At 51.1% G+C, this 14,147-nt stretch carries 15 protein-coding genes; 10 read left to right on the forward strand and 5 right to left on the reverse strand.

What is annotated here, in order from left to right; genetic code table 11:
* Positions 1–74: 74 nt before the first annotated feature.
* The gene (locus tag OGX97_RS09740) at positions 75–1,607 is read left to right on the forward strand and encodes a SpoVR family protein (protein WP_003833557.1); all 1,533 of its coding nucleotides are present in this window, start codon (positions 75–77) and stop codon (positions 1,605–1,607) included.
* A gap of 102 nt (positions 1,608–1,709) precedes the next feature.
* Here the strand turns inward: OGX97_RS09740 and fadR are convergent, their stop codons facing one another.
* Positions 1,710–2,429: a fatty acid metabolism transcriptional regulator FadR gene (gene fadR, locus OGX97_RS09745; RefSeq protein ID WP_003833559.1), complete on the reverse strand. Its 720-nt coding sequence runs from the start codon at positions 2,427–2,429 to the stop codon at positions 1,710–1,712.
* Between the two features lie 236 nt (positions 2,430–2,665).
* Between fadR and nhaB the strand changes: the two genes are divergently transcribed.
* The 3 genes from nhaB (at position 2,666) to OGX97_RS09760 (ending at position 5,334) form a co-directional block, all read left to right on the forward strand.
* Complete coding sequence (gene nhaB, locus OGX97_RS09750; RefSeq protein WP_008785014.1) at positions 2,666–4,210, forward strand: Na(+)/H(+) antiporter NhaB; 1,545 nt, start codon at positions 2,666–2,668, stop codon at positions 4,208–4,210.
* A 141-nt stretch (positions 4,211–4,351) separates the two neighbouring features.
* On the forward strand, positions 4,352–4,882 hold the full coding sequence (gene dsbB / locus OGX97_RS09755) for a disulfide bond formation protein DsbB (RefSeq protein ID WP_003844060.1): 531 nt from the start codon (positions 4,352–4,354) through the stop codon (positions 4,880–4,882).
* Positions 4,883–4,992: 110 nt separating this feature from the next.
* Complete coding sequence (locus OGX97_RS09760; protein WP_003020940.1) at positions 4,993–5,334, forward strand: DUF1971 domain-containing protein; 342 nt, start codon at positions 4,993–4,995, stop codon at positions 5,332–5,334.
* Between the two features lie 29 nt (positions 5,335–5,363).
* Here the strand turns inward: OGX97_RS09760 and OGX97_RS09765 are convergent, their stop codons facing one another.
* The 3 genes from OGX97_RS09765 to OGX97_RS09775 form a co-directional block, all read right to left on the reverse strand.
* Complete coding sequence (locus OGX97_RS09765; RefSeq protein WP_003020944.1) at positions 5,364–5,810, reverse strand: YcgN family cysteine cluster protein; 447 nt, start codon at positions 5,808–5,810, stop codon at positions 5,364–5,366.
* 92 nt (positions 5,811–5,902) lie between these two features.
* Positions 5,903–6,562, reverse strand: a complete 660-nt coding sequence (locus OGX97_RS09770) for a fumarylacetoacetate hydrolase family protein (protein WP_057066794.1) — start codon at positions 6,560–6,562, stop codon at positions 5,903–5,905.
* Between the two features lie 69 nt (positions 6,563–6,631).
* Positions 6,632–6,925: a YcgL domain-containing protein gene (locus OGX97_RS09775; RefSeq protein WP_003833735.1), complete on the reverse strand. Its 294-nt coding sequence runs from the start codon at positions 6,923–6,925 to the stop codon at positions 6,632–6,634.
* A gap of 126 nt (positions 6,926–7,051) precedes the next feature.
* Between OGX97_RS09775 and minC the strand changes: the two genes are divergently transcribed.
* The 3 genes from minC to minE are packed head-to-tail and all read left to right on the forward strand — an operon-like array spanning position 7,052 to position 8,865.
* Positions 7,052–7,759, forward strand: a complete 708-nt coding sequence (minC, locus tag OGX97_RS09780; protein WP_003833736.1) for a septum site-determining protein MinC — start codon at positions 7,052–7,054, stop codon at positions 7,757–7,759.
* Positions 7,760–7,782: 23 nt separating this feature from the next.
* The gene (minD, locus tag OGX97_RS09785) at positions 7,783–8,595 is read left to right on the forward strand and encodes a septum site-determining protein MinD (RefSeq protein WP_003020956.1); all 813 of its coding nucleotides are present in this window, start codon (positions 7,783–7,785) and stop codon (positions 8,593–8,595) included.
* Positions 8,596–8,598: 3 nt separating this feature from the next.
* Positions 8,599–8,865 (forward strand): cell division topological specificity factor MinE, encoded by a 267-nt coding sequence (gene minE / locus OGX97_RS09790; protein ID WP_003833739.1) that lies wholly within the window; start codon positions 8,599–8,601, stop codon positions 8,863–8,865.
* An 86-nt stretch (positions 8,866–8,951) separates the two neighbouring features.
* Here minE and OGX97_RS09795 read toward each other — a convergent pair whose 3' ends face one another.
* A complete protein-coding gene (locus OGX97_RS09795; protein WP_003833741.1) occupies positions 8,952–9,869 on the reverse strand; it encodes a LysR family transcriptional regulator in 918 nt (305 codons plus the stop codon).
* 103 nt (positions 9,870–9,972) lie between these two features.
* Between OGX97_RS09795 and OGX97_RS09800 the strand changes: the two genes are divergently transcribed.
* From OGX97_RS09800 to yeaW, 3 genes are all read left to right on the forward strand, one after another.
* On the forward strand, positions 9,973–11,055 hold the full coding sequence (locus tag OGX97_RS09800; RefSeq protein ID WP_279850665.1) for a tartrate dehydrogenase: 1,083 nt from the start codon (positions 9,973–9,975) through the stop codon (positions 11,053–11,055).
* 251 nt (positions 11,056–11,306) lie between these two features.
* Positions 11,307–12,908 (forward strand): BCCT family transporter, encoded by a 1,602-nt coding sequence (locus OGX97_RS09805; protein ID WP_279850666.1) that lies wholly within the window; start codon positions 11,307–11,309, stop codon positions 12,906–12,908.
* 44 nt (positions 12,909–12,952) lie between these two features.
* A complete protein-coding gene (gene yeaW / locus OGX97_RS09810) occupies positions 12,953–14,077 on the forward strand; it encodes a carnitine monooxygenase, oxygenase subunit YeaW (protein ID WP_003833746.1) in 1,125 nt (374 codons plus the stop codon).
* The last annotated feature ends 70 nt before the right edge of the window (positions 14,078–14,147 follow it).

Below are 14,147 nucleotides of genomic sequence, written 5' to 3' on the forward strand. Positions count from 1 at the left end.
TTTTTAACACCATGATCTATGCTTGACATGAGGTACTCCAGACAGAGAGTGCCGCCAACAATGAGGGTGCGCGAATGGCTACGATTGATTCCATGAACAAGGACAGCACACGGTTAAGCGATGGACCCGACTGGACGTTTGATCTGCTGGATGTCTATCTGGCAGAGATAGACCGCGTGGCGAAACTCTACAGATTGGATACCTACCCGCACCAAATCGAGGTGATCACCTCCGAACAGATGATGGACGCTTATTCCAGCGTCGGGATGCCGATCAACTATCCTCACTGGTCGTTTGGTAAAAAGTTTATTGAAACCGAGCGCTTGTATAAGCATGGTCAGCAGGGGCTGGCCTATGAGATCGTTATCAACTCCAATCCGTGCATCGCGTATCTGATGGAGGAGAACACCATCACCATGCAGGCGCTGGTGATGGCGCATGCCTGCTACGGACACAACTCCTTTTTCAAAAACAACTACCTGTTCCGAAGCTGGACGGATGCCAGTTCCATTGTCGATTACCTGATCTTCGCGCGAAACTATATTACCCAGTGTGAAGAGCGTTACGGCGTGGATGAAGTCGAAAAGCTGCTCGACTCCTGCCATGCGCTGATGAACTACGGCGTTGACCGTTACAAACGCCCGCAAAAAATCTCCCTACAGGAAGAGAAAGCCCGTCAGAAAAGCCGTGAAGAGTATCTGCAAAGCCAGGTGAATATGTTGTGGCGCACGCTGCCGAAGAAAGAGGAAGAGAAAACCGTGGCGGAAGCCCGGCGTTATCCCTCTGAGCCACAGGAGAACCTGCTGTACTTCATGGAGAAAAACGCCCCGCTGCTGGAGTCCTGGCAACGCGAAGTGTTGCGCATTGTACGCAAGGTCAGCCAGTATTTTTATCCGCAGAAACAGACGCAGGTGATGAACGAGGGCTGGGCCACTTTCTGGCATTACACTATCCTGAACCACCTTTATGATGAAGGTAAAGTCACCGAACGGTTTATGCTGGAGTTTCTGCATAGCCATACCAATGTGGTATTTCAGCCGCCCTACAACAGCCCGTGGTATAGCGGGATAAACCCGTACGCTCTGGGGTTTGCCATGTTCCAGGATATCAAACGTATTTGTCAGTCGCCGACCGAGGAGGACAAATACTGGTTCCCGGACATAGCGGGTTCCGACTGGCTGGAAACCTTGCATTTCGCGATGCGCGATTTCAAAGATGAGAGCTTTATCAGCCAGTTCCTGTCACCGAAGGTGATGCGTGATTTCCGTCTGTTCACCGTGCTGGATGACGATCGTCACAACTATCTGGAGATTTCTGCGATTCATAACGAGGAAGGATATCGTGAGATCCGCAACAGGTTGTCGTCGCAATACAACCTCAGCAACCTGGAGCCGAATATTCAAATCTGGAATGTCGACCTGCGTGGCGACCGTTCGCTCACCTTACGCTATATTCCGCATAACCGTGCACCGCTGGATAAAGGACGCAAAGAAGTGCTCAAGCACGTACACCGGCTTTGGGGTTTTGACGTGATGCTGGAGCAACAGAATGAAGATGGCAGCGTGGAGCTGTTGGAGCGTTGCCCGCCAAGGATGAACGGTCTGTAAATCTTATTACCGGAGGCGGTGTAAACACCTAAACCGGCCTACGAAGTGCACACATTGTAGGCCGGATAAGACGCTTTGGCGTCGCCATCCGGCTTTGAGCAATTAACGGCCCTGAATCGCCAAATCGCCCGGCAGGCTCTTTTGCATGCGATGCCAAATTTCGCCACTGTCGTGACCATAGCGACGCACCGTTTCATACACCTGCTCATGAGCGCCCTGCTCGCAGAGTTCTGACAGTTTACGGTAGAAGCTCAGCGCCAGCGCGCGCGCTTCCGGATTGGCAAAATAATGACGACCAATGCGGGTATATAATCCTTTCATACCGTTGAGGATCAAACCGTAAATCGGATTGCCGGAGGCAAATGCCAGGCCGCGGAAAATGTTATAGTCCAGATCGGCAAATGCGTCAGCGTGGTCGGCCACCTGATTTGCCGTCGCCAGAACCTCCTGTGCTTTATCAGGATGCTGGCGAAACGCAGTGCGAACAAAGATCGTCGAAATATTGGTACGCACAGACAGCAGATTATCAATCAACTGCGGGACACTCTCGTGATCGAGACGCGCCAGCGTTTCAAGAATATTCAGCCCGGAGGTTTCCCAGAAGTTATTCACCTTAGTCGGTTTGCCGTGTTGAATGGTCAACCAGCCATCTCGCGCCAACCGCTGCAATACTTCGCGTAGCGTGGTACGTGTCACCCCAATAAGTTCGGAGAGTTCACGTTCAGCGGGCAAAATAGTGCCAGGTGGGAAGCGGTTATTCCAGATACTTTCAATGATGTACTCTTCCGCGAACCCAGCCGGGCTTTGCGCCTTAATGACCATAGTAAAAATTCCATTACACAGCAAAACATAGTTACACACATCATACCAGATGGGTATCTTAGCTGATAGCTGACGCAATGAAGAAAAAGTGGATCAAGGCTTCATTTTCCAAATAACGCTACAGTACAGCCAACCTTACCAGTCTCGTGAATAGCTTGCCTGTACTCCCTCCTCCCGCTAAGCTTTGCGGTCAAACATAAAAACATGATTTCATTTTTAAAGGTAGGGAAATCACCATGGAGCTATCATGGGGCCGCGCTATGTGGCGCAATTTTTTAGGTCAATCACCAGACTGGTACAAACTTGCACTGCTTGTCTTCTTAGTCGTTAACCCGATTATTTTTTTCATCAACCCTTTTATCGCCGGCTGGTTGCTGGTGGCCGAGTTCATTTTCACGCTGGCGATGGCGTTAAAATGCTACCCACTGCTGCCAGGCGGGCTGTTGGCTATCGAAGCTGTCATTATTGGCATGACCAGCGCCACGCATGTGCGTGAAGAGGTTGCCGCAAATCTTGAGGTGTTATTGCTGCTGATGTTTATGGTGGCAGGCATCTACTTTATGAAGCAGCTATTACTGTTTATTTTCACGCGTCTGCTGCTCACTATTCGCTCCAAGACGCTGCTGTCACTGTCTTTTTGTGTTGCAGCCGCTTTTCTCTCGGCGTTCCTCGATGCGTTGACCGTCGTTGCCGTGGTAATCAGCGTTGCGGTCGGTTTTTATGGTATCTACCATCGCGTTGCTTCTTCTCGCGCGGAAGACAACAACATGCTCGATGACAGCCATATCGATCAGCACAATAAGGTCGTTCTTGAGCAGTTCCGCGGTTTTCTGCGTAGCCTGATGATGCACGCGGGTGTCGGTACGGCGTTAGGCGGCGTGATGACCATGGTGGGCGAGCCACAAAACCTGATTATTGCCAAAGCGGCTGGCTGGCATTTTGGCGACTTCTTCCTGCGCATGTCGCCAGTTACCGTCCCGGTACTGATTTGCGGCCTGTTAACCTGTGTACTGGTCGAGAAATTGCGCTGGTTTGGCTATGGCGAAACGCTGCCGGAGACCGTCCGTGATGTCTTGCAACAGTTTGACGATCAGAGCCGCCAACAACGTACCCGCCAGGACAAAATCAAACTGATTGTCCAGGCGATTATTGGCGTCTGGCTGGTCGTTGCTTTGGCCCTGCATCTGGCAGAAGTCGGATTGATCGGTTTGTCGGTCATCATTCTGGCAACCTCGTTGACCGGCGTAACCGACGAACATGCGATAGGTAAGGCCTTTACCGAGTCGCTACCCTTCACCGCGCTGCTGACCGTGTTCTTCTCTATTGTCGCGGTGATTATCGATCAACAACTCTTTTCACCGATTATTCAGTTTGTGTTGCAGTCGTCTGAACATGCACAACTGACGCTGTTTTATCTCTTCAACGGCCTGCTGTCTTCGATCTCTGATAACGTTTTTGTTGGTACGATTTATATCAATGAAGCCAAAGCCGCGATGGAACATGGGACCATCAGCCTTAACCAATTTGAGCTGTTGGCGGTGGCGATCAATACCGGGACCAACCTGCCTTCGGTGGCCACGCCAAACGGCCAGGCTGCATTCCTGTTCCTGCTGACCTCTGCACTGGCGCCGTTGATTCGCCTCTCTTATGGTCGCATGGTGTGGATGGCCCTGCCTTATACTCTCGTCCTGACGCTCGTCGGCCTGCTTTGCGTCGAGTTCACGCTAGTTCCGGTGACCGAGTGGATGACCCAAACGGGCTGGTTAGCTACACTTTCATAACAATTAACCGGGCAAATCACTGCCCGGTTTGACTTTTTGCATGATAAATATCCGATTACGCAAATTTTCAATTCCCGCTAGTGGCGCATAAAGTGAATTGGTTTAAACTGCGGTCTCTACGCATGTTGCAGGGAAATGATTATGTTGCGATTTTTAAACCAGTGCTCCCGAGGTCGTGGAGCATGGTTATTGTTGGCGTTAACCGCCTTTGCGCTGGAGCTCGTCGCGCTGTGGTTCCAGCACGTCATGCTGCTAAAACCTTGCGTGTTGTGTATTTACGAACGTAGCGCATTATTTGGCGTGATGGGTGCAGGGCTGGTGGGTGCTATCGCACCAAAAACACCGCTGCGCTATGTGGCGATGATAATCTGGATTTACAGTGCCTGGCGCGGACTTCAGTTAGCGTATGAGCACACCATGATTCAGTTGCACCCATCCCCGTTTATGACCTGTGATTTTGCCGCCCGCTTCCCAAGCTGGCTGCCACTGGACAAATGGCTGCCGCAGGTGTTTTTAGCGTCCGGTGACTGTGCTGAGCGCCAGTGGTCTTTTTTAACCCTGGAAATGCCGCAGTGGCTGTTGGGGATCTTCGCCGCCTACCTGGTGGTCGCCGTGCTGGTAGTGATAGCACAGCCGTTCAAACCGAAAAAACGTGACCTCTTCGGTCGCTAACAGAGACGCTCCTTCGGGAGCGTTTTTTTTGCCTTAAATTCATTGCCTGCTGGCATCTATAAGATATATATTAAATACATCTTATAGATACCACACCAAGGAGATGTCTTATGTCCCATTTACGCATCCCGGCAAACTGGAAAGTTAAACGCTCTACTCCCTTCTTCACGAAAGACAACGTCCCGGCAGCACTTCTTTCTCACCATAACACTGCTGCAGGCGTTTTTGGCCAGCTTTGCGTGATGGAAGGTACGGTAACGTATTACGGCTTTGCCAATGAAGACGCAAAAGAGCCTGAAGTGAAAGTGGTGATTAATGCCGGTCAGTTTGCGACCAGTCCACCGCAGTACTGGCATCGCGTTGAATTAAGCGACGACGCCCAATTCAACATCAATTTCTGGGTTGAAGATGACAACCATGGCGATGAGATGTATCAGGCGAAAAAGTCTTAAGCCTTAACGCCTGCTAATCGATGGGCGGTTTAGTCCGCCCATGAAGGTTTGTTTAAAATATGATCCTGCCAGTCACGCACTTCCGATTCTTTCACCGCAATATGACGTACTGAAATACGTTCACCGTGCATTGCCGCTTTTGATCCCGTCAGCAGTGGATGCCACTCCGGCAGCCCTTTACCTTCCGCTAGCAGACGATACGCACAGGTCATCGGCAGCCATTCAAAGGTGGGCAGATTATCGCGCGTCAGTTTGATACAGTCAGGCTCGTACTCGAATCGGCGTTCGTAATTACGGCACTGACAGGTTTTGATATTGAGCTGCTTACACGCGACGTTAGTAAAATAGATTTCGTCGGTGTCTTCATCCATCAGCTTATGCAGGCAGCATTGACCACACCCGTCACATAATGACTCCCACTCGGCATCGGTCATTTCATCCAGGGTTTTACTTTGCCAGAAAGGTATGTCGCTCATCAGGGTATCCGCTATTGCAATAAAGCTGCACCTTATAACCAGTCTGACACGCTGATGCAAGTTTTGCCGCCCGAAAAGGCGGCAAGAAGAGATTACAGCACGCGTGTCGTCAGCGTTTGACCATGAAAACTGATAGCCAGCTCATCACCGCTGTTTAACGGCCCAACTCCTGCTGGCGTCCCCGTTAACACAACATCGCCCGCTTTGAGGGTAAAGAAACGACTCATGTAGGCAATCAAAGGAACGATGTGATGGATCATATCCGCCGTGGTGCCGTGCTGGCGCTGCTCACCGTTAACCGTTAACCCGAGCATCGTATCCTGAGGATCACCATTAAATTCCGCCACCGGAATAAACCCTGACAGCGGGCAAGAGTTATCAAAACCCTTCGCTTTTTCCCACGGTTGCCCCGCCTTCTTCATTTTGCCCTGAATATCACGCAGGGTCAGATCCAACGCGACGCCATAGCCCGCAATGGCTTTGCGCACATGTTCTTCCGTCGCCTGACGTAGGGTCGCGCCAATCAAAACAGCCAGCTCAACTTCATGGTGAACCGAACCCATATCAGATGGGATCACCAGCGGCTGGCGTAAATCGCACAGCGCGGTTTCCGGTTTAATAAACAGCACCGGTTCTTCCGGAGGCGTTCCACCCATCTCTTTAATATGGTTGGCATAGTTACTCCCTACGCAAACCACCTTACTCACCGGATAATCCAGCAGAGCACCATGCCAGTTATGATGTTGATACATTACTTTCCCCTAACGTAGTTATCAATTTCAGGTACTGCATCGATGGGGCGTGCTGCTGCCGGATGCAGTTTAACGTTTATCGTCTGGTGTATTTTGTTTCGTCGCGGCCAGATGCTGTTTAAGTAAATCTTCTGGCGGCGGTGGTATTTGTAAATAATAGCCCTGCTCGGTGAGTGCCTGTTTTACTTTTTCCAGATCGGCATTAACCAGCTTTTTACGGCCATCAAGCGGCAACATCATTGCCAGCGTCGGCTGACCAAATCCTTTCATCAGTTCTTCAGGAACTCGCGAGAAATCGTCTTTTTTTTCGACATATAAATAGGTCTGGTCACGTTTACTGCTTCGGTAGATCACACAAAACATATCTTTTACTCTGAATTCACGGAATGGTGGCTTGCCTCAATATAATACTGACTATAACATGCCTTATAGTCTTCGGAATATCACCCCGCGCTGGGGATGATAAATAGCAAATTGAGTAAGGCCAGGATGTCAAACACGCCAATCGAGCTTAAAGGCAGTAGCTTCACCTTATCAGTGGTTCATTTACATGAAGCAGAACCCGAGGTTATTCGTCAGGCGTTGGAAGACAAAATCGCGCAGGCACCTGCTTTTTTAAAACATGCTCCCGTAGTGGTTAACGTGAGTGGTCTTGAAAGCCCGGTAAACTGGTCAGCGCTGCAGAAGGTTGTCGCGTCTACCGGATTGCGCATTATCGGCGTTAGCGGATGCAAAGACGCCAGACTCAAGGCAGAAATCGACGAAATGGGTCTTCCTTTACTGACTGAAGGTAAAGAAAAAGCTATTCGTCCTGCGCCCGTTGAGGCCCCGGCTCCCGTCGCTCCGCCACAAAACGTTACTCCCATCACAAAAACACGATTAATAAATGTGCCGGTTCGTTCCGGTCAGCGCATTTATGCACCACAATGTGATCTGATTGTTACAAGCCACGTCAGTGCAGGCGCAGAGCTTATCGCTGATGGCAATATTCATGTTTATGGAATGATGAGAGGCCGTGCGTTGGCAGGCGCAAGCGGTGACCGGGAAGCGCAAATTTTTTGTACCCATCTGACGGCAGAACTGGTGTCTATCGCAGGTGTTTATTGGCTGAGTGATAAAATCCCAGCAGAATTTTATGGCAAAGCGGCACGTCTGCAATTAGCAGAGAACGCTTTGACAGTTCAACCGTTGAATTGATCCCTTTTTAACAAGGAATTTCTATGGCACGCATTATTGTTGTTACTTCGGGTAAAGGGGGCGTTGGCAAAACCACCTCCAGCGCGGCCATCGCTACAGGTTTGGCCCAGAAGGGAAAGAAAACTGTCGTTATTGATTTTGATATCGGCCTGCGTAATCTTGATCTGATTATGGGTTGTGAACGCCGCGTCGTTTACGACTTCGTCAACGTTATTCAGGGCGATGCGTCGTTAAATCAGGCGCTAATCAAAGATAAGCGTACCGAAAATCTCTTTATTCTTCCGGCCTCACAAACTCGCGATAAAGACGCGCTGACGCGTGAAGGCGTCGCGAAAGTTCTGGACGATCTGAAAACGATGGAATTCGACTTCATCGTCTGCGACTCTCCGGCGGGTATTGAAACTGGTGCGCTGATGGCCCTGTATTTTGCCGATGAAGCGATTATTACCACCAACCCGGAAGTCTCCTCTGTACGTGACTCTGACCGTATTCTGGGTATTCTGGCGTCGAAATCTCGTCGCGCGGAAAACGGTGAAGATCCAATTAAAGAGCATTTGTTGCTGACGCGCTACAACCCTGGCCGCGTTAATAAAGGTGACATGCTGAGCATGGAAGACGTACTGGAAATTCTGCGAATCAAGCTGGTTGGCGTGATTCCTGAAGATCAGTCAGTCCTGCGCGCGTCTAACCAGGGTGAGCCGGTTATTCTCGACATCAATGCTGATGCCGGTAAAGCCTATGCTGATACCGTAGACCGTCTGTTGGGAGAAGAACGTCCTTTCCGCTTCATTGAAGAAGAGAAGAAAGGTTTCCTCAAACGCCTGTTCGGAGGATAAGTTATGGCATTACTGGATTTTTTTCTCTCGCGGAAAAAGAGCACAGCGAACATCGCTAAAGAGCGACTGCAGATTATTGTTGCGGAACGTCGTCGTAGTGACGCCGAGCCACATTATTTACCGCAGCTGCGTAAGGATATTCTCGACGTTATCTGTAAGTATGTACAAATTGATCCCGAAATGGTCACAGTACAACTTGAACAAAAAGACGGCGATATTTCGATCCTCGAACTTAACGTGACATTACCTGAAGCGGAAGAGTCTAAATAAGCTCTTTTGTCGCTAAATCATGGTTACGAAAAAGGCAGATTATTCTGCCTTTTTTATTTTCTGTCTCTGACTAACCTATCGAGCATTTATTCCAAAGTAAACTTTGGGTAGTTTTCGGCAAAATAGCGGCGTAAATACTCAACCGTAATACGGATTTTTGCCGACGTCGCCAGCCGGGAGACATAAACCGCCCATATATTGGCGGGTTGATAATACTCAGGCAATATATGCACCAGATGTCCGCTGGCAATGTTGTCGCAAACGTCCCACCACGAACGCAAAGCAATTCCCTGCCCATCCAGACACCATTGATGTACCACTTCGCCATGGTTAGACGACAGCGGCCCCGTAACCTTTATTGAGTGTGCGCCCTCTTTATTACGCATTTGCCAGATACCAAACGGATGGTCGCGTTCTTTAATAACCAGGCAGGGAAAAGTAGAAAGATCGTTCAGTTGTTTCGGCACTCCATGCTGCGCCACAAACTCCGGCGAGGCGCACAGAATACGATAGTTAGTCGCCAGCTTGCGGGCAATCAGGTTCGGCGCGATATCATCCCCGATACGAATATCGAGATCGACGCCCTCATTGACCATATCTACCAGACGGTCTTCAACATCGAACCTCAGTTCTAACTGCGGGTACTCTTTTGCCAGCGCAGACAGCGCCGGAGCGACCACCCGGCGGCCAAAACCAAAGCTACTGATAATTCGTAGCATCCCCTGCGGGATCTGCCTGGCATCGGACAGCTCGTCCATCATCTGATCGACATCCTGCAGGATCCGCTGTGCCCATTCGTAGATCCGCTCCCCCTCTTCCGTGATGGTTACGCGCCGCGTTGTTCGGTGCAACAGCACCACGTTCAGCGTTTGCTCCAACAGGGCAACGCGCTTACTGATAAAAGCCGGAGATACGCCCAGCTCTTCGGCAACGGCGGCAAATCCCGCACGACGGGCAACCAGCATAAAGACGCGTAAATCATTTAGCAGCGGCAGATTATTCATGATCTGTGTTTTATGTTTCACCAGTTAGGGGGATTAACTATTAATCAGTCAATTATAGGATACGGGGAAAGTCAATTTTGATGGCGTACAAGTGAGAGCTGCTATGAAGAAAACCTGTCGTATTGCCGCTATCCCCGGAGATGGCATTGGTAAAGAAGTCCTGCCTGAAGGCATTCAGGTGTTGCAGGCAGCCGCCGAGCGTTGGGGGTTGTCACTCTGCTTTGAGCAAATGGAATGGGCCAGCTGCGAGTACTACGCCCATCACGGGAAGATGATGCCGGATGACTGGCACGAGCAGTTACAATCCTTCGATGCTATCTATTTTGGTGCCGTTGGCTGGCCGGAAACCGTACCGGACCACATCTCATTATGGGGCTCGCTGCTTAAGTTTCGCCGCGAATTCGACCAGTATGTCAACCTGCGCCCGGTACGCCTGTTTCCGGGCGTACCTTGCCCACTGGCAGGTAAGCAGCCTGGCGACATCGATTTCTACGTGGTGCGCGAGAACACCGAGGGAGAATACTCTTCACTCGGCGGACGCGTGAGCGAAGGTACAGAACACGAAGTGGTTATCCAGGAGTCGGTCTTCACCCGTCGCGGCGTTGATCGTATATTGCGTTACGCTTTCGAGCTGGCGCAACATCGCCCGCGCAAAACCCTGACCTCGGCGACAAAATCCAATGGACTTGCCATCAGCATGCCGTACTGGGACGAGCGCGTGGAAGCAATGGCGGCTCACTATCCCGAGATCCGTTGGGATAAACAGCATATTGATATACTCTGCGCCCGCTTCGTGATGCAGCCGGAGCGTTTTGACGTGGTGGTTGCCTCCAACCTGTTTGGCGACATCCTCTCCGATCTCGGTCCAGCCTGTACCGGAACGATTGGCATTGCGCCTTCAGCCAACTTAAACCCGGAACGCACCTTCCCGTCTCTGTTCGAGCCAGTACACGGTTCGGCCCCCGATATCTACGGCAAGAACATCGCCAACCCTATAGCGACTATCTGGGCTGGCGCCATGATGCTCGACTTCCTTGGCAACGGTGATGCTAACTATAAAGCCGCCCACGACGGTATTCTGGCGGCAATTGAGCAGGTTATTGCCAGCGGCCCGAAAACACCGGATATGAAAGGCACTGCCACCACCCAACAGGTTGGCGAGGCCATCTCTCGGGCATTGCGTTAGAGGTCAAACCACGGAATATGAGCCGCGTCACTGACGCGGCTTTTTTATGCTTTTTATGGCGCCAATAACCTGCGCCAATTCACCTTTTATTATTTCCGTTCCGTGTTTTATTGCTTCACGCATCGAGCAATTGTTTAATTCATGTAAAGAACAAATAATAAAATTGTTAAATACAAAATCACTGATTCCCTACAGCATGATAACAACGACAGGCTAATGCCATACGCGGGCAACTGTGCCCAGGAGATCCCATGTTGAGCAACGTTAAGAAAAAAGACATGCCGCTGATAGCCATCAGTCTGGTGGCTATTCTTTTCATCGCCGCCACACTTAGTCTCTTCCCTCAGCAGTCTGCACAAGTCGCAAATACCCTTTTTAACGGCGTTACCCGGATGCTGGGTTCCGCCGTGCAGATCCTCGTTCTGATGGCGATGGGTCTGGTCGTCTGGCTGGCCACCAGCAAATACGGCAACATTCGTCTGGGAGAAGGAAAAGCGGAATACAGCACGCTGTCCTGGCTGTTTATGTTTATTTGTGCCGGACTAGGTTCCTCCACGCTCTACTGGGGCGTTGCTGAGTGGGCCTATTATTACCAGACCCCGGGTCTGAATATCGCTCCGCACTCGCAAAAAGCGCTGGAATACAGCTTACCCTACTCTTTTTTCCATTGGGGAATCAGCGCCTGGGCGACCTATACGCTGGCTTCATTAACCATGGCCTACCACTTTCATGTGCGGAAAAACAAAGGGCTGAGCCTGTCCGGAATAATCGCCGCTATCACCGGCGTGCATCCGCAGGGCGTCTGGGGCCGGCTGGTTGATTTGATGTTCCTGATCGCCACAGTTGGCGCGTTAACCATCTCTCTGGTTGTCACCGCCGCCACCTTTACCCGTGGTTTATCTGCTCTCGCGGGTTTACCGGATAACTTCACAGTACAGGCGTTTGTTATCCTGTTCTCTGGCGGCATTTTCTGTCTGAGCTCCTGGATTGGCATCAACAACGGCTTGCAACGTCTGAGCAAAATGGTCGGCTGGGGGGCGTTTTTACTGCCGCTGCTGGTGCTGATTGTCGGCCCGACCGAGTTCATCACCAACAACATCATTAACGCCATCGGTCTGACGACACAAAACTTTTTGCAGATGAGTCTGTTCACCGACCCGCTCGGCAACGGTGAGTTCACCCGCAACTGGACGGTGTTCTATTGGCTGTGGTGGATCTCCTACACCCCTGGCGTGGCAATGTTTGTCACTCGCGTATCCCGTGGTCGCAAAATCAAAGAGGTTATCTGGGCGTTAATCCTGGGTAGTACCGTTGGCTGCTGGTTCTTCTTTGGCGTGATGGAAAGCTACTCCATTCACCAATTTGTGAACGGTGTGATCGACGTACCGCAGGTTATGGCCACGTTAGGCGGCGAAACAGCCGTACAGCAAGTGTTGATGTCGTTGCCTGCCGGGAAACTGTTCCTGGTGGCGTATCTGGCGATCATGATTATTTTTCTCGCCTCGCATATGGATGCCGTCGCCTACACCATGGCGGCCACCAGCACGCGTAACCTGCAGGAAGGGGAAGATCCGCAGCGTAGCTTACGTCTGTTCTGGTGCGTGGTCATCACCCTGATCCCATTATCAATTTTGTTCACCGGCGCGTCCCTGGAAACCATGAAGACCACGGTGGTTCTGACCGCACTTCCCTTCCTCGCCATACTGTTGGTGAAGGTTGGCGGTTTTCTTCGTTGGGTACGGCAGGACTATGCCCACGTTCCTGCACATCAAATTGAAGGTCATCTCCCCGAAACGCCAGTGGACGTCCCCGTCGCACCACCGGCCGGGACATTACTCAAAGGCGACAATTAAGCGCCAGTAAAAAATCCTCTTACTCACAAATTAAAGGTATTCCAATGAGCAATCTGAGCCCTGAGTTTATTCTGCCGCAAAATTTCTGTGCCAACCCGCAGGACGCCTGGACTATCCCTGCCCGGTTCTATACCGACCATCAGGCCTTCGAGCACGAGCAGGAGAAAGTGTTCGCTAAGAGCTGGATTTGTGTAGCCCACAGTAGCGAACTGGCGAAACCCAATGACTATGTTACCCGGGAAGTGATTGGCGAGAACATCGTGCTGGTACGTGGTCGCGATAACGTGCTGCGCGCGTTCTACAACGTTTGCCCGCATCGTGGTCATCAGCTGTTGAGCGGCGAAGGGAAAGCGAAAAATGTGATTACCTGCCCTTACCACGCCTGGGCATTCAAGCTTGACGGTAACCTGGCGCATGCACGTAACTGCGAAAACGTTGCCAACTTCGACAGTGAGAAAGCACATCTCACCCCGGTACGGCTGGAAGAATATGCCGGATTCGTGTTTATCAACATGGATCCGAACGCGGGCAGCGTAGAAGAACAACTCCCAGGTCTTGCAGACAAAGTTATCGAAGCCTGCCCTGATGTGCATGACCTGAAGCTGGCGGCGCGCTTTACGACCCGAACTCCAGCCAACTGGAAGAATATTGTCGATAACTATCTGGAGTGCTACCACTGCGGCCCGGCTCACCCTGGTTTTTCCGACTCGGTTCAGGTTGATCGTTACTGGCATACTATGCACGGCAACTGGACGCTACAATACGGTTTCGCCAAACCGTCAGAGCAGTCATTTAAGTTCGAAGAGGGTGTTGATGCCGCCTTCCACGGTTTCTGGCTGTGGCCGTGCACCATGCTCAACGTTACGCCAATCAAAGGCATGATGACCGTTATCTACGAATTTCCAGTGGATGCAGAAACTACGCTGCAAAACTATGACATCTACTTCACCAACGAAGAACTGACCGAAGAGCAGAAACAACTGATCGAATGGTATCGCAACGTCTTCCGCCCTGAAGATTTACGTCTGGTTGAAAGCGTCCAAAAAGGGTTGAAATCGCGCGGGTATCGCGGTCAGGGCCGCATTATGGCCGACACCAGCGGCAGCGGTATCTCCGAACATGGCATTGCCCATTTCCATAATCTGGTCGCGCAGGTGTTTCAGGAATAACCAGAGGCTGTAACGACAGGTTCCGGCGCATCGTTAAGCCGCGCCGGACAGATTTTTTAGGGAGTGCCGC

It is taken from the genome of Citrobacter sp. Cpo061 (assembly GCF_030332845.1).
Classification (GTDB): domain Bacteria; phylum Pseudomonadota; class Gammaproteobacteria; order Enterobacterales; family Enterobacteriaceae; genus Citrobacter; species Citrobacter portucalensis.